The 14261-nt window shown below is 63.1% G+C and carries 16 protein-coding genes; 8 read left to right on the forward strand and 8 right to left on the reverse strand.

The genetic code is table 11. The annotated features are described in order from the left end of the window. Positions 1-181: 181 nt before the first annotated feature. Together rho and hemJ are read right to left on the reverse strand one after the other, a co-directional pair. A complete protein-coding gene (gene rho / locus GGD67_RS10110) occupies positions 182-1447 on the reverse strand; it encodes a transcription termination factor Rho (RefSeq protein ID WP_008133567.1) in 1266 nt (421 codons plus the stop codon). Between the two features lie 247 nt (positions 1448-1694). Continuing rightward, entirely contained in the window at positions 1695-2129 is a 435-nt protein-coding gene (gene hemJ, locus GGD67_RS10115) for a protoporphyrinogen oxidase HemJ (protein ID WP_091965360.1), read from the reverse strand. 459 nt (positions 2130-2588) lie between these two features. On the opposite strand from hemJ, the gene GGD67_RS10120 reads away from it, so the two are divergent. The 4 genes from GGD67_RS10120 to dnaQ are packed head-to-tail and all read left to right on the forward strand — an operon-like array spanning position 2589 to position 5437. Further along, complete coding sequence (locus GGD67_RS10120; RefSeq protein ID WP_018323540.1) at positions 2589-3428, forward strand: pyruvate, water dikinase regulatory protein; 840 nt, start codon at positions 2589-2591, stop codon at positions 3426-3428. 8 nt (positions 3429-3436) lie between these two features. Next, a complete protein-coding gene (locus GGD67_RS10125; RefSeq protein ID WP_179732478.1) occupies positions 3437-4045 on the forward strand; it encodes a nucleoside triphosphate pyrophosphatase in 609 nt (202 codons plus the stop codon). A gap of 23 nt (positions 4046-4068) precedes the next feature. Next, a complete protein-coding gene (gene coaE, locus GGD67_RS10130; protein ID WP_018323538.1) occupies positions 4069-4668 on the forward strand; it encodes a dephospho-CoA kinase in 600 nt (199 codons plus the stop codon). A gap of 55 nt (positions 4669-4723) precedes the next feature. Continuing rightward, the gene (gene dnaQ / locus GGD67_RS10135; RefSeq protein ID WP_179732480.1) at positions 4724-5437 is read left to right on the forward strand and encodes a DNA polymerase III subunit epsilon; all 714 of its coding nucleotides are present in this window, start codon (positions 4724-4726) and stop codon (positions 5435-5437) included. Here dnaQ and secB read toward each other — a convergent pair. After that, positions 5434-5916: a protein-export chaperone SecB gene (gene secB / locus GGD67_RS10140; protein ID WP_018323536.1), complete on the reverse strand. Its 483-nt coding sequence runs from the start codon at positions 5914-5916 to the stop codon at positions 5434-5436. The genes dnaQ and secB overlap by 4 nt on opposite strands. A 411-nt stretch (positions 5917-6327) precedes the next feature. Between secB and GGD67_RS10145 the strand changes: the two genes are divergently transcribed. Genes GGD67_RS10145 through GGD67_RS10155 form a run of 3 tightly spaced genes read left to right on the forward strand, consistent with a single transcriptional unit; the run spans position 6328 to position 9138 of the window. Continuing rightward, the gene (locus tag GGD67_RS10145; RefSeq protein ID WP_092251324.1) at positions 6328-7035 is read left to right on the forward strand and encodes a Tim44/TimA family putative adaptor protein; all 708 of its coding nucleotides are present in this window, start codon (positions 6328-6330) and stop codon (positions 7033-7035) included. Beyond that, positions 7013-8551: a murein transglycosylase A gene (locus tag GGD67_RS10150; protein ID WP_179732482.1), complete on the forward strand. Its 1539-nt coding sequence runs from the start codon at positions 7013-7015 to the stop codon at positions 8549-8551. Before GGD67_RS10145 ends, GGD67_RS10150 begins: the two co-directional genes overlap by 23 nt. Then, the gene (locus GGD67_RS10155; protein ID WP_179732484.1) at positions 8548-9138 is read left to right on the forward strand and encodes a Smr/MutS family protein; all 591 of its coding nucleotides are present in this window, start codon (positions 8548-8550) and stop codon (positions 9136-9138) included. The genes GGD67_RS10150 and GGD67_RS10155 overlap by 4 nt, the downstream gene beginning before the upstream one ends. On the opposite strand, the gene GGD67_RS10160 is transcribed toward GGD67_RS10155, so the two are convergent. From GGD67_RS10160 to hslV, 5 genes are all read right to left on the reverse strand, one after another. Then, positions 9135-10259 (reverse strand): hypothetical protein, encoded by a 1125-nt coding sequence (locus GGD67_RS10160; RefSeq protein WP_179732485.1) that lies wholly within the window; start codon positions 10257-10259, stop codon positions 9135-9137. The two genes, GGD67_RS10155 and GGD67_RS10160, sit on opposite strands and share 4 nt — an antisense overlap. A 192-nt stretch (positions 10260-10451) precedes the next feature. Beyond that, positions 10452-11756 carry an ATP-dependent protease ATPase subunit HslU gene (gene hslU / locus GGD67_RS10165; protein ID WP_092251328.1) on the reverse strand — a complete coding sequence of 435 codons (1305 nt, stop codon included), beginning with the start codon at positions 11754-11756 and terminating at the stop codon, positions 10452-10454. 49 nt (positions 11757-11805) lie between these two features. Beyond that, positions 11806-12423 (reverse strand): DUF2585 domain-containing protein, encoded by a 618-nt coding sequence (locus tag GGD67_RS10170; RefSeq protein ID WP_018323530.1) that lies wholly within the window; start codon positions 12421-12423, stop codon positions 11806-11808. Beyond that, positions 12420-12902 (reverse strand): GNAT family N-acetyltransferase, encoded by a 483-nt coding sequence (locus GGD67_RS10175; protein WP_018323529.1) that lies wholly within the window; start codon positions 12900-12902, stop codon positions 12420-12422. Before GGD67_RS10175 ends, GGD67_RS10170 begins: the two co-directional genes overlap by 4 nt. A 3-nt stretch (positions 12903-12905) precedes the next feature. Continuing rightward, positions 12906-13466, reverse strand: a complete 561-nt coding sequence (hslV, locus tag GGD67_RS10180; protein WP_179732487.1) for an ATP-dependent protease subunit HslV — start codon at positions 13464-13466, stop codon at positions 12906-12908. Between the two features lie 191 nt (positions 13467-13657). Here hslV and hisB point away from each other — a divergent pair, with 191 nt between their 5' ends. After that, positions 13658-14251 (forward strand): imidazoleglycerol-phosphate dehydratase HisB, encoded by a 594-nt coding sequence (gene hisB, locus GGD67_RS10185; RefSeq protein ID WP_092251332.1) that lies wholly within the window; start codon positions 13658-13660, stop codon positions 14249-14251. The last annotated feature ends 10 nt before the right edge of the window (positions 14252-14261 follow it).

Here is a 14261-nt window from a genome sequence, read left to right on the forward strand (position 1 = left end):
AAAAATCTTGCCGATTGGAAGGTTCGCCCAACGAGTGTCAAGTATTATGTAGACATATCAACATCTTCCGAGCAGCCCGGATCTGCGCTTCGATATAGCTCCATGCTGCACTTTCGCTGCAGCAAAGCTGCACAACGAAAAGGGCGCCCGAAGGCGCCCTAAAATTCATATTGCACTGCAATCAGGTGTTCATGGAGTCGAAGAACTCCGAATTGCTCTTGGTCGAGCGCAGCTTGTCGAGCAGGAAGTCGATCGCGTCCATCGTGCCCATCGGGTTGAGGATGCGGCGGAGCACGTACATCTTCTTGAGCACCTGCGGATCGGTGATGAGCTCTTCCTTGCGGGTGCCGGAGCGCGAGATGTCGATCGCCGGGAAGGTGCGCTTGTCCGAGACCTTGCGGTCCAGGATCAGCTCCGAGTTACCGGTGCCCTTGAACTCTTCGAAGATGACTTCGTCCATGCGGCTGCCGGTATCGACCAGCGCGGTCGCGATGATGGTCAGCGAGCCGCCCTCCTCGATGTTGCGGGCGGCACCGAAGAAGCGCTTCGGGCGCTGCAGCGCGTTGGCGTCGACACCGCCGGTCAGCACCTTGCCGGATGACGGCACCACGGTGTTGTAGGCGCGACCGAGCCGCGTGATCGAATCGAGCAGGATCACGACGTCGCGGCCATGCTCGACCAGACGTTTTGCTTTTTCGATCACCATCTCGGCGACCTGGACGTGACGCACCGCCGGTTCGTCGAAGGTCGATGACACGACCTCGCCCTTCACCGAGCGCTGCATGTCCGTGACTTCTTCCGGACGCTCGTCGATCAACAGCACGATCAGATAGCATTCGGGGTGATTGTGCGTGATCGAGTGCGCGATGTTCTGCATCAGCACGGTTTTACCCGTGCGCGGCGGCGCGACGATCAAGGCGCGCTGGCCCTTGCCGATCGGCGCGACGATGTCGATCACGCGTGCAGACAAGTCTTTCCGCGTCGGATCGTCGATCTCCATGCGGAAACGCTGATTCGGAAACAGCGGCGTGAGGTTGTCGAAATTGACCTTGTGCTTGGCCTTTTCCGGGTCCTCGAAATTGAGCGTATTGACCTTCAGCAGCGCGAAGTAGCGCTCGCCCTCTTTCGGGCTGCGGATGTGGCCTTCGATGGTGTCGCCGGTGCGCAGGCCGAAACGGCGGATCTGCGACGGCGAAACGTAGATGTCGTCCGGGCCCGGCAGATAATTCGCATCGGGCGAGCGGAGGAAGCCGAAGCCGTCGGAGAGAACCTCGACGACGCCCTGGCCGACAATATCGGTCTCGGCGAGCGCGAGCTGCTTGAGGATGGCGAACAGCAGCTCCTGCTTGCGCATGGTGCTGGCATTCTCGACCCCATTCTCCTCCGCGAACGAGACGAGCTCGGCCGGCGTTTTGGACTTGAGGTCTTCGAGTTTAATTTCCCGCATTGGGGTGGTCCTGTGGGGTAACCTTGGGAGGGGTGCGAGGAGGCTCTGAAATGCGGACGTGAGAAGATAAGGTCCGCAGGTCTGGCAAGGTTAAGTGCCGATGAGGCTTCAAACCTGATGCGGTGTCCGGCCTCTGGAAAGCTCAGACACAACCACATCCGCCTGCGTTGGGTGGGATATCGATAATATAGAAAATCGCTCCCCGCTCCGCAAGCCGAAGCGCTGAGCTAATCGTCGCGCGTCTTGCCTAGAACGGCTTCACGATCACCATGATGACGATGAAAATCATCAAAACGGTCGGCACCTCATTGATAATTCTATAGAATTTCTGGGTCCGGGGGCGCCGGTCGGCAGCGAAATCCTTCAGCCAGCGGGAAAAAAAGCCGTGGACCGCCGACATCGCCAGGACCAGTGCCAGTTTTACGTGCAACCAGCCGAATGAGAACCAATGGCCGGACCAGGCAAGATAAAGGCCGGCGAGCCAGGTGACGGTCATGGCCGGGTTGATGATGGCCTTGAGCAGCCGGCGTTCCATGATCTTGAACGTCTCGGACTGCTTCGAGCCGATTTCGGCCTCGCTGTGATAGACGAACAGCCGCGGCAGATAGAGCATGCCCGCCATCCAGGCGATGACGGCAATCACGTGCAGCGCCTTGATCCAGAGATAGACGTCTTCAAACATTTTCTGCTTCCGGATTTCCGACCCAGCCGAGGGAACGCTGGGGATAGTAAGAACTCGTTAAGGTCTCGCCTGCACACATATCCGTCCGTAGCGCCTTCCTCAAATCTAGAATCTTAGATTCTTAAGGTTTGAGTCTATGTGACCGTGGATTGGACTCACACAATTCCGTCCGCGTGTTCACGCGCGCTTGTTCACATCCATCAACATATCCCTGATCGCTCTGGCGACTTGCGATAAGTCGGCCAGCTTCAAAGGCTTGCGCCTTTCTGTCGGCAGCTTATCAAGGGGGTTGTCCGCGCAATCCCGTTTCCCTGCAGCGAGGGCGCCGGACTTGTCCTGACGGGCAGCGGTGTGAAGAAAATTGGCACTTGTCCCGCCCCTGGTGTCGCGCAACCCTTTCCGAGGGGTTAAGCTCCACAGAAATCCACAAACCACCCCGCCTTCATCCAAAGAGTTTTCGTGCCAACCTCGAACAATTATTTCCATCTGCACCTCGTGTCCGACTCCACCGGCGAGACGCTGATCACCGTGGCGCGGGCGGTTGCGGCCCAATACGCCAACGTCACCCCGGTCGAGCACGTCTATCCGCTGGTGCGCAGCCAGAAGCAGCTCGACCGCGTGCTCGACGAAATCGAGGAAGCGCCGGGGATCGTGCTGTTCACGCTGCTGGAGAAGGATCTGGTCTCCAGGCTCGAGGACAAGTGCAAGGAGATCAATGTTCCGAGCCTGTCGATCATCGGTCCGGTGATGCAGCTGTTCGAAGCCTATCTCGGGGCTGCGACCACCGGCCGCGTCGGCGCCCAGCACGTCCTCAACGCGGAATATTTCAAGCGCATCGATGCGCTGAACTACACCATGATCCATGACGATGGTCAGCATGTCGAAGGCCTCGACGATGCCGACGTCGTGCTGGTCGGTGTGTCCCGCACTTCCAAGACGCCGACGTCGATTTATCTGGCCAATCGCGGCATCCGCACCGCCAACGTGCCACTGGTTCCCGGCATTCCGGTGCCTTCGCAACTGGAGACGCTGACGCGGCCGCTGGTCGTCAGCCTGCACGCGACGCCGGAACGCCTGATCCAGATCCGTCAGAATCGCCTGCTCTCGATGGGAACCGATTCCGGCAACGACACCTATACCGACAGGCAGTCGGTCACCGAGGAAGTTGCGTTTGCGCGCAAGCTCAGCGCCAAGCACGATTGGCCGCTGCTGGACGTCACGCGACGCTCGATTGAGGAAACCGCGGCGGCGATCATGAAGCTCTACAGCGATCGCCAGCGCAACCGGCCTTCCGGATAGCTTTCGCGATGGGTCTGTGGCTCGGCAAATCTCCGTTGATCCTGGCCTCGCAGAGCAGCGCGCGAAAAATGCTGCTGGCCAATGCCGGGCTGGAGTTCAAGGCTGTTACCGCCGATATCGACGAGCGCGGTATTCAAGCCGCTTCAGCGCTTTCAAATCCGCGCGAGATCGCTCTGCTGCTGGCGCGCGAAAAGGCCAAGGCGATCTCGGCCAATCATCCCGGAAGCTACGTGATCGGGGCCGATCAGACACTGGCTCTTGGCAACCGTCTTTTCAACAAGCCTGCAGGCCGTCCGCAGGCATTGGCGCAATTGCGCGATCTCGCCGGCAACAGCCATGAGCTGAATTCCGCCGTGGCCGTGGCACATGACGGCCAGATTGTTTTCGAAGACGTCGCGGTCGCCCGCATGACCATGCGCGAGATGACCGAGGACGAGCTTTCAGCCTATCTGGACGCTACCGGTGACGCCGTCACCACCAGCGTCGGGGCCTATCAGCTTGAAAGCCTGGGCATCCATCTGTTCGAGCGGATCGAAGGCGATCATTTCACCATTCTCGGTCTGCCGCTGCTGCCGCTGCTTGCGTTCCTGCGAGGCGAGCGGCTAGTTGCGGTGTGAATGACAGACAGGGCTGAGCGCTGATGCGGATCCTGGGACTGACCGGCTCGATCGGGATGGGAAAATCCACCACCGCGAAACTGTTCGCGGAGGCCGGCGTGCCCGTCTACGATGCCGATGCCGCCGTGCATCAGCTCTATGAGGGCGAAGCGGCGCCCGCCATCGAGGCAGCCTTTCCCGGCACCACCGCGAACGGCAAAGTGGACCGGCCAAAACTGTCGGCGCGCGTCGTGCACGATCCGGCCGCAATCAAGCAGCTCGAGCAGATCGTCCATCCGATGCTCGGTGCGTCCCGGCAAAAGTTTTTTGCCGCGGCGGAAGCCGCCAAGGCGCCGGTCGTGGTGCTGGACATCCCGCTGCTGTTCGAGACCGGCGGCGAGAAGCGGGTCGACGCCGTGGTCGTGGTCTCGACCTCGCCGGAACTCCAGCGCGAGCGAGTGCTGGCCCGCGGCACGATGGACGAGGCCAAGCTCGACGCGATCATCGCCAAGCAGACGCCGGACGCGGAGAAGCGCAAGCGGGCCGATTTCGTGGTGGATACGTCACATGGACTTGACCCGGTGCGCGCGCAAATCGCCCACATCCTGGCCGAGGTCGTTAAGATGCCGCAGCGGCGGGCCTGATTCGCCGCCGCACACGGCTCTCAAGACGCTGCTCTCACGCCACTGATCTCAAGACATGCGCGAAATCGTTCTCGATACCGAAACCACCGGCCTCGATCCGCTTCGCGGCGATCGTCTGGTCGAAATCGGCTGCGTCGAGATCCTCAATCGCATGCCGACCGGGCAGACGTACCACGTCTATATCAATCCTGAACGGGACATGCCGGCGGAAGCCTTTGCGGTGCATGGGCTGTCGGCCGAATTTCTGTCGACCAAGCCGCTGTTCCACGAGGTCGCCGATGCGTTTCTGGAGTTCATCGGCGATGCGCCGCTGGTGATCCACAATGCCTCGTTCGACATCGGCTTCATCAATGCCGAGCTCGACAAGATCAAGCGCGCGGCGATCCCGCGCGAGCGGCTGGTCGATACGCTGCTGCTGGCGCGGCGCAAGCATCCCGGCGTGTCCAACCGGCTCGACGATCTCTGCTCGCGCTATGCGATCGACAATTCACACCGCACCAAGCACGGCGCGCTGCTGGACGCCGAGCTGCTGGCCGAGGTCTATGTCGATCTGGTCGGGGCGCGGCAGTCGCAGCTGCTCCTGGCGTCGGACGCTCAGGAGATTCGCGTCAATGCGGCGGGTGATGCGCCGCGGCGGCAGCGGCTGGTGCCGCTCGCGCCGCGGGTTTCCGATGCCGAGCGCGAGGCCCACAAGGCCTTCATTGCAACGCTCGGCGACAAGGCGATCTGGAACGAGTTTTTGCCCGCTCCAGCTCCTCCGGCTGGTTAGGCCTGGCCGCTCGGCTGAGCGGCCATTTGCCGCTCCATGTTCTGGCGATAGAGACCGACGAAGTCGACCGGATCCAGCATCAGGGGCGGGAACCCGCCGTCGCGCACCGCGGTCGCGATGATCTCGCGGGCGAACGGGAACAGCAGGCGCGGGCACTCGATCATGACCAGCGGATGCAGATTCTCCTTCGGCACGTTGGCGATGCGGAACACGCCGGCATAGGCGAGCTCGAACGAGAACATGATCTTGCCCGCGGTCTCGGCCTTGCCTTCGACCGACAACGTCACCTCGAACTCCTGTTCGCTGAGATTGTTGGCGCTGACATTGATCTGGATGTTGATCTGGGGGGGCTGGCTCTGCTGCTGGAGCGAGCTGGGCGCGTTCGGATTTTCGAACGAAAGGTCCTTGGTATATTGCGCCAGCACGTTGAGCTGGGGAGCCTGGGCCGCCTCGGGAGGGGTGCCGTTACCGTTGGTCATGAGAGTCTCTCCTTACCCGATTTGGGCTGAATTTCGCGGCGGTTGGCTAACATAGGGCCGCCTCGTTCCACAAGGACGAACGGTCCCGGAGGCGGGATTCCGGCCGCGCCGCAACTGCCGCGTTCATCCTGCCTTTTCCGCAAATCTGCGCCTTAAATGATTGAAGATGCGCGATTTCCGGGCAGGATCGGGTTTCCCCTTAAGCATAAAACGCGCTACACTCGGTGCTGTGCCAAAAGGCGCCATTGGCCGGGCAAGATTTCGTGCCTACATCCCACGGACCTGACGCGGACCTAAAATGGTGATGTAGACTTGCCGTTCCCGTATGGAACGGTCTACTGGCCGGATTGATTTTCCCGGCGACGACCCCAAAGCAAAGACCCAGAGCAAAGACCAGAAAGCGAATCCGACGTGGACATCTACACCATCATCTTCCTGGCGCTAGCGGTCTTCATCTTTCTGCGGCTGCGCAGCGTGCTCGGGCAGCGGACCGGCAACGAGCGGCCGCCGTTCGATCGGACTGCCGCGCGCAATGCGCTCGGGGGCACCCAGGACAACAACGTCGTGACCATGCCGGGCAAGGTGATCGACCAGGCCCCGCTGGCGCCGACGGCCGAGCCGACCCCGCCCTCCGATCGCTGGAAGGGCCTGACCGAGCCGGGCACCGCGCTGGCGCAGGGCCTCGATGCCATCGTCGAAAAGGATTCCACCTTCGACCCGCGGCATTTCATCTCGGGCGCCCGCGGCGCCTACGAGATGATCGTGCTGGCCTTTGCTAATGGCGACCGCCGCGCGCTGCGCGACCTGTTGTCGTCGGACGTCTATGACAGCTTCGAGGCCGCGATCAAGGAACGCGAGAAGAACGAGCAGAAGACCGAGACCCGCTTCGTCTCGATCGACAAGGCGGAGCTCGTCGGCGCCGAGCTGCGCGACCGTACCGCCCAGCTCACGATCCGCTTCGTCTCGCAGATGATCTCGGCCACCCGGGACAAGGCCGGCAACATCGTCGACGGCAGCGCCGACACGGTCGCCGACATCACCGACATCTGGACTTTCGCCCGCGACGTCACCTCTCGCGATCCGAACTGGAAGCTGGTTGGCACCGGAAGCGCGAATTAAGGTCTATCTGAAGACCGGCGCGACGGCGCTTTGCGCAGGTGTCGTCGTGCTGTCGTCGTTTTCGCTCGGCGCCGAGGCGGCGCGGCGCCACTATCGCAGCCATCACCATCATGCTCCAGCGTTGCCTGCCGCTCCGCCGCGGGCCTTGCCCTATCCGCAGCTCCCGCTGCCGTTCGAAATTCCGGGCGCGCAATATCTGCCGCTGGCTTGGGCGGACGTGAAGGGCTGGAGCGATGACAATCATCTCGCGGCGTACAAGACGTTCCGCGCCAGTTGCAAGACGATCAATGCACAAACCGGCGCGGCTGAACCGAAGGCGCTGGCAGGCTCGCTGAACGAACCTTGCCGCGCGGCGAAATCGCTTGAGCTCACCGACGACGCCAAGGCAAAGACCTTCTTCGAGGAGAACTTCGCACCGCTGCGGATCTCGCGCCTCGGCGAGCCCGATGGTTTCGTCACCGGCTATTACGAGCCGGTGCTGGAGGGATCGCGCACGCAGACCGACGTCTACAACGTTCCGGTCTATCGCCGTCCCTCGAATCTGTTCGTGCGCGGCTACAAGCAGGATTCGGTGAGCCTGCCCAACAAGGGCCCGGTCTATCGCAAGATCGGCCGCCGCAAGCTGGTGCCCTATTACGACCGCGGCGAGATCGAGGACGGCAAGATCGCCGGCCGCGGGCTCGAGATCGCCTGGCTGAAGGATCCGACCGATCTGCTGTTCGCGCAGATCCAGGGTTCGGCACGGATCAAGTTCGACGACGGCAGCTCGGTTCGGCTCAATTACGACGCTTATAACGGTTATCCCTACACCGCCGTCGGGCGCATCCTGATCGAGCGCGGCATCATTCCGAAGGAAGAGATGTCGATGCAGAAGATCAGGGAGTGGATGACGCAAAACCCTGATGGCGCCAAGGAGCTGCGGCGCGCGAACCGCGCCTACATCTTCTTCCGCGAGGTCAATCTCTCCGACAAGGACGAGGCCGTGGGCGCACAAGGCATTCCGCTGACGGCGGGACGCTCGATCGCGGTCGACAAGGCGCTGCATGTCTACGGCACACCGTTCTTCATCGAGGGCGAGCTGCCGATCGATTCCGAGCGCTCCAAGACACCGTTCCATCGGCTGATGATCGCGCAGGACACCGGCTCGGCCATCATCGGACCCGCGCGCGCCGATCTGTTTTTCGGCGCGGGCCAAGAGGCCGGCCGCGTCTCCGGCCGGCTGCGCCATCCCATGCATTTCGTGATGCTGGTGCCGAAGGGCCTCGATCCCTCGGCGCGGGCTGTGCGGCTGCCGGTGCCCGATCCGCGCCCCTCGGAGAAGATCGCAAGGCTGTTTCCGCAGACCGATCCTGGGAAGGTGACGGCCAAGCCCGCTGCTGCCGCCGGTCCTGTGGAAGCCAAGACCGACACGGTCGCTATCGCGGGTCCAGTCCCGCTGCCCACGCCGCGTCCCGTGATCGAGCCCGCTTCCGAACCGCAGCGGCCGGCGAAGAAACGTCCCCATCGGCAGCAATGAAGCGATCGTCCCGTCCGCCCGTGCTGGAGCCTCGCCCCTCGCCGCGCCGCCGCGCGCTGAGCGAGGAGGAGCGCGCGCTGTGGGAGGTCGTTGCCAAGCAGGTCAAGCCGCTGAGGAAGCACCGCGCGGCGAAGGCGCATGCCGCTCCGCGCACAGAGCCTTTGCCCGCAGCCCCGGTCACGCGGCCTGCGTCATCGCCACGGCCGGTCGCTGCTGCACCGGCGCCGCGCGCCGCAAAACCGGCCGTCCCGCCTCTGGCGCCGCTCGGCAAGCGCGAGCGTACAAAACTGTCGCGCGGCCGCAGCGAGATCGAGGCGCGGCTCGATCTGCACGGCATGACCCAGAGCCGCGCGCATCGCGCCCTGACCGGCTTCCTGCACCGCGCTCATCACGACGGCATGACCTTCGTGCTCGTCATCACCGGCAAGGGCCGCAGCGGCGGCGAAAGCGGCGTTCTGCGCCGCCTGGTGCCGGAATGGCTGAGCCTGCCGGAATTCCGCGCCTTCGTCGTCGGCTTCGAGACCGCGCATATCGGCCATGGCGGCGAGGGCGCGCTGTATGTGCGGATCAGGCGTGCGAGATTTTAAAACGGCCGGATGATTCCGACGCGCGGGATCAGCGTGAGGATCAGGCCGAAGATATTCGTCTTCTGATCCTCTGCCGGAATCAGCGGCGCCTCACGCGCGGCCGGCAGCATCTTCACCGCATGCAGGATCAGGAACATGCAGACCGCCCAGTTCGAGATCCAGCGCGAATAGTCGAACACCATCGCGAACATCACGAGATAGGCGAGGCTGACGCCGGTCAACGCCGCGAGCACGAGGCGGCGGTGCGTCTCGCTTGCGAGCGCGGCGATCAGCCTGGCAAAATAGCGCCACAGCGGCGTGTGCAGCCAGATCAGCAGCGCGAACACGGGCACGCCGAGGATGTTGTGCGGCAGGCGCCCCCAGGTATCCGAGACCTCCTTCGCCAGCGGCTGGTACCAGATGTAAGCGAATTGCAGCAGGTCGGTTCGCGACGGGTCAGCCATCCGCGTTTTCAGATACGCGACGAAATCCGCTTCGGGAATCGGCATCGTTCCCAAAAATTGCGCCGCAAAGAACAGCACCGCGACGATGAGCAGGGCGACGATGCCGAAGGCGACGTTGCCGCGATTGAGCCCGCAAGCGAGATAATGCCTGATCACGACGATGGTGACGATCGTCGGCACATACATCAGCAGGTGAATGTGGTGGATCAGCACGAGAATGATCGAGAACAGCGCAGCCGTCGCCACGAACAGCAGCGATCCCGCCGGCATCAGCAGCAGGACGATCGCCAGCGCGCAACCATAGATGTCGAAATGGCCGAGCGTGTGCATGAAGTTCTTCAGGAAGAACGGCGAGCCCGCGATGAAGACGAACAGCGGCAGCGTCTTCGCGGTGAAGCCAAAGCTCTTCTGAAACAGCCTTGCGTAGAGGGCCAGCGTCACCAGCCAGGTCACCCCGCCGATCGCGAACACCGACCAGACCGGCACCTTGTCCGTGAACAGCGCGACGATGGCCCCGATCAGCGCGCGCTTGATGAAGCCGAAATGGTAGTCGACCACGAGATGGATGTAGGGGACGTAAGGCGGCAGCTGGATCTTGTGAACGAACACGCCGACGAGGATGGCGGCGTTGACCACAAGCAGAAGGCGCCAGGGATTTTTCTGAATTTGAGCGATCACGCCGCACCTGAGCTGGCGCGATCGACCACCGCTGTCGTCCCGGGCAGGCGAAGCGCGACCCGGGACCCATAACCACAGGACGCTGTTTGAGGCAGGGCTGGAGCTACTATCTGTTTCAACAAGGACCGCTGGTGGTTATGGGTCCCTGCTTTCGCAGGGACGACAACCGATTGATAGCGTGACCGCCCAAAATTACAAAATAAACCGGCTCAAATCCGCGTTCTTGGCGAGATCACCCACGTGCTTCTGCACGAAATCCGCATCGACCTTGACGGTCTCGCCGCTGCGGTCGGGGGCGGTGAAGGAGATCTCGTCCAGCACCCGCTCCATCACGGTCTGCAGCCGCCGCGCGCCGATGTTCTCGACGGTGGAGTTGACGGCGACCGCGACGTCGGCGAGCGCGTCGATGGCGCCGTCGGTGATGTCGAGCGTCACGCCCTCGGTCTGCATCAAGGCGACATATTGCTTGATCAGCGAGGCCTCGGGCTCGGTGAGGATGCGGCGCATGTCGTCGCGGGTCAGCGCCTGCAATTCGACGCGGATCGGCAGGCGGCCCTGCAATTCCGGCAGCAGGTCCGACGGCTTTGCGACGTGGAAGGCGCCGGAGGCGATGAACAGGATGTGGTCGGTCTTGACCGCGCCGTGCTTGGTCGAGACCGTGGTGCCCTCGATCAAGGGCAACAGATCGCGCTGCACGCCCTCGCGCGAGACGTCGCCGGCGGCACGGCCCTCGCGCGCGCAGATCTTGTCGATCTCGTCGAGGAACACGATGCCGTTGTTCTCGACCGCGTTGATCGCCTCCAGCGTCAGCTGATCGGTGTCCAGCAGCTTGTCGGATTCCTCGTTGACGAGGATCTCGTGCGAACCCTCGACCGTCAGCCGCCGCGTCTTGCTGCGGCCGCCCAGCTTGCCGAAGATGTCGCCGATCGAGATCGCGCCCATCTGCGCGCCCGGCATGCCCGGGATCTCGAACATCGGCATGCCGCTGCCGCCGCCTTGCGTCTCGATCTCGATTTCCTTGTCGTTGAGCTCGCCGGCACGCAGCTTCTTGCGGAAGGATTCACGCGTCGCGGAAGAGGCATTGGCGCCGACCAGCGCGTCGAGCACGCGCTCCTCGGCGGCGAGCTGCGCGCGGGCGTGCACGTCCTTGCGCTTCTTCTCGCGGACCTGGGCGATCGCGACCTCGACGAGATCGCGCACGATCTGCTCGACGTCGCGGCCGACATAGCCGACCTCGGTGAATTTGGTCGCTTCCACCTTCAGGAACGGCGCATTCGCCAGCTTGGCGAGCCGCCGCGCGATTTCCGTCTTGCCGACGCCGGTGGGGCCGATCATCAGGATGTTCTTCGGCAGCACCTCCTCGCGCAAGGAGCCTTCGAGCTGCTGCCGGCGCCAGCGGTTGCGCAGCGCGATCGAGACGGCGCGCTTGGCGTCGGCCTGGCCGACGATGAAGCGGTCGAGTTCGGAAACGATTTCGCGGGGAGAGAAGTCTGTCATGTCTGTCTAGCTAGGGCGGGAGGCGGTTAAGGACAAGTCGCTTTTTAGCTCAGATGATGGGCGGACCCGATTGCCATTGCTTCACGGCTTCGATCGGATGGATCAGCATCAGGATATTGAGCGTCAGATTGTCGCGAATGTGCAGCGCCAGCATGATCTCGAAGGCGAGCCCGAGCAGGACCGTCGCACTGACAGGCAGCGCGCGTGCAGCGAGGAACCCCAGCATCATGGCCAGATTGTCGGAGACCGAATTGACGATGCTGTCGCCGAAATAATCCAGCGAAATCGTGCCGGCGCGGTAGCGTTCGATGATGAAGGGCGAGTTCTCGACGATCTCCCAGGCGCCTTCGATCAGCATGGCGATGATCAGGCGGGCCGGCCAGGACAGAGACAGCAGGGGCAATCGCGCAAACAGCAGCCAGGTCAGGCCGTAGAACAGGAAGCCGTGGAGGACATGCGAGAAGCTGTACCAGTCGGCGATATGCTGGGAATTCTCCGAGCTGTTCACCACGCCGTGCCACAGCTTGACATAGCCGCAGGTGCAGATCGGCACCCGCCCCATCGCGAACAGGATCGCGGCCTGCAGCGCCAGCAGCAGCAGCGCGATGCCGGCCCAGGCGAGCGGCGGAAACGCCGTCTTGACGGTGGTGGTTGCGGCAAGCGTCATGGCTCTCGGATCATCAGGAGGGCGGGACCATCGGGCGTAACGATCTCGTGCTGCGGCACGAATCCAGCCTTCTCATAGGCACGAATTGCGCGCGGATTGGCGGGGCTGGGATCGATCACGATGCGCGGCACGCCGCCGGCAAAGAGTTGGTCGATGAAGGCGCGGATGAAAGCGGAGCCGTGGCCGCATCCGAGCATGTCGGCCTCGCCGATGAACTGATCGAGGCCGCGGGTCCCTACGGGCTGCGGACCGAAGCTGACATGCCAATCGCTCATCTGGTAGCACTGCAGATAGGCGAAAGACCGGCCGTCAAGGCTGACGATGAACTGCGCCAAGTCGGGATGCTCGAGGTCGCCGCCGACGAACTCGAGCGTCTCCGGATCATGCCACCATTCGGCAACGTGCGGCGCGTCCAGCCAGCGCCGGATCATCGGTAGATCGGCCGCGGTCATCGGGCGGAAGGTGTAGGCGGGCGCCATGGCCTATCCCGCTGCCAGGCTCTCGATCGTCAAATTCCGGTTGGTGTAGACGCAGATGTCGGCGGCGATGTCGAGGGAGCGGCGGACGATGGTCTCGGCGTCCTTGTCGGTGTCGAGCAGGGCCCGTGCCGCCGCCAGCGCGTAATTGCCGCCGGAGCCGATCGCCATCACGCCGGCCTCGGGTTCGAGCACGTCGCCGGTGCCTGTCAGCACCAGGGAGACGTCCTTGTCGGCCACGATCATCATGGCCTCCAGCCGCCGCAAATAACGGTCGGTGCGCCAGTCCTTGGCCAGCTCGACCGCGGCCCGGGTCAGCTGCCCCGGATATTGCTCGAGCTTGGCTTCCAGCCGCTCAAACAGGGTAAAGGCGTCGGCGGTGGCCCCGGCAAAGCCGCCGATCACGTCGCCCTTGCCCAGTTTTCGGACCTTCTTGGCGTTGGACTTGATCACGGTCTGGCCGATCGAGACCTGGCCGTCGCCGCCGACCACCACCTTGCCGCCCTTGCGGACGGTCAAGATCGTGGTGCCGTGCCAGCTTGGCGAGCTGTTCTGGGAATCCTGCATGAATGATCCTCGTTGTTCGGCCTGATTTAGGCGGTCGGGGGCGGGGGCACAACGGGCCGTTCCGGGCCGAATTTCGCTCACCATAGGTGGAAGTGCCGGCCTGCCAAGGCGATCCCGCGGTAGCGAAGGCGTCATTTGGCTGTTAAAAGACCGGCGTTTTCGGCCCCGAGCCAGGATGAGAGCTAGTTTCAATGCGCACCGCGACGATCAAGCGCAAGACCAAGGAAACCGACATCGAGGTCTCCGTGAACCTCGATGGCACCGGCGTGGCCAACATCACGACCGGCATTGGCTTTTTCGACCATATGCTCGATCTCCTCGCCCGCCATTCCCGTATCGACCTCACGGTCAAGGCGGTGGGCGATTTGCACATTGATTACCACCATACCACCGAAGACACCGGCATCGCGCTCGGCCAGGCGGTCAAGCAGGCGCTCGGCAACATGGCGGGCATCACCCGCTATGCCGGCGTGCACATGCCGATGGACGAGACGCTGTCGCGCGTGGTCATCGACATCTCGGGCCGCCCGTTCCTGGTGTTCAAGGCCGACTTCCCCCGCGACAAGATCGGCGAGTTCGACACCGAGCTGGTGCGCGAGTGGTTCCAGGCCTTCGCCATGAACGCCGGCGTGACTCTCCACGTCGAGACCCTATATGGCGATAACAGCCACCATATCGCCGAGTCCTGCTTCAAGGGCCTGGCGCGGGCGCTGCGCACCGCGGTCGCGATCGATCCGAAAGCGGCGGGAGAAATCCCGTCCACCAAGGGCTCGCTCGGCGGCTGACCTCTTTCGG

It is taken from the genome of Bradyrhizobium sp. IAR9 (assembly GCF_013408065.1).
GTDB lineage: Bacteria > Pseudomonadota > Alphaproteobacteria > Rhizobiales > Xanthobacteraceae > Bradyrhizobium.

What these genes read in the sequence shown, in the direction of transcription:
- GGD67_RS10175 (WP_018323529.1), bottom strand. Translation starts at nt 12,902, where the DNA reads ATGGCGCCCGCCTACACCTTCCGCCCGATGACCGCGGCCGATCTACCG.
- rho (WP_008133567.1), bottom strand. Translation starts at nt 1,447, where the DNA reads ATGCGGGAAATTAAACTCGAAGACCTCAAGTCCAAAACGCCGGCCGAG.
- coaE (WP_018323538.1), top strand. Translation starts at nt 4,069, where the DNA reads ATGCGGATCCTGGGACTGACCGGCTCGATCGGGATGGGAAAATCCACC.
- hslU (WP_092251328.1), bottom strand. Translation starts at nt 11,756, where the DNA reads ATGACAGACTTCTCTCCCCGCGAAATCGTTTCCGAACTCGACCGCTTC.
- secB (WP_018323536.1), bottom strand. Translation starts at nt 5,916, where the DNA reads ATGACCAACGGTAACGGCACCCCTCCCGAGGCGGCCCAGGCTCCCCAG.
- GGD67_RS10155 (WP_179732484.1), top strand. Translation starts at nt 8,548, where the DNA reads ATGAAGCGATCGTCCCGTCCGCCCGTGCTGGAGCCTCGCCCCTCGCCG.
- GGD67_RS10170 (WP_018323530.1), bottom strand. Translation starts at nt 12,423, where the DNA reads ATGACGCTTGCCGCAACCACCACCGTCAAGACGGCGTTTCCGCCGCTC.
- hemJ (WP_091965360.1), bottom strand. Translation starts at nt 2,129, where the DNA reads ATGTTTGAAGACGTCTATCTCTGGATCAAGGCGCTGCACGTGATTGCC.
- hisB (WP_092251332.1), top strand. Translation starts at nt 13,658, where the DNA reads ATGCGCACCGCGACGATCAAGCGCAAGACCAAGGAAACCGACATCGAG.
- dnaQ (WP_179732480.1), top strand. Translation starts at nt 4,724, where the DNA reads ATGCGCGAAATCGTTCTCGATACCGAAACCACCGGCCTCGATCCGCTT.
- hslV (WP_179732487.1), bottom strand. Translation starts at nt 13,466, where the DNA reads ATGCAGGATTCCCAGAACAGCTCGCCAAGCTGGCACGGCACCACGATC.
- GGD67_RS10125 (WP_179732478.1), top strand. Translation starts at nt 3,437, where the DNA reads ATGGGTCTGTGGCTCGGCAAATCTCCGTTGATCCTGGCCTCGCAGAGC.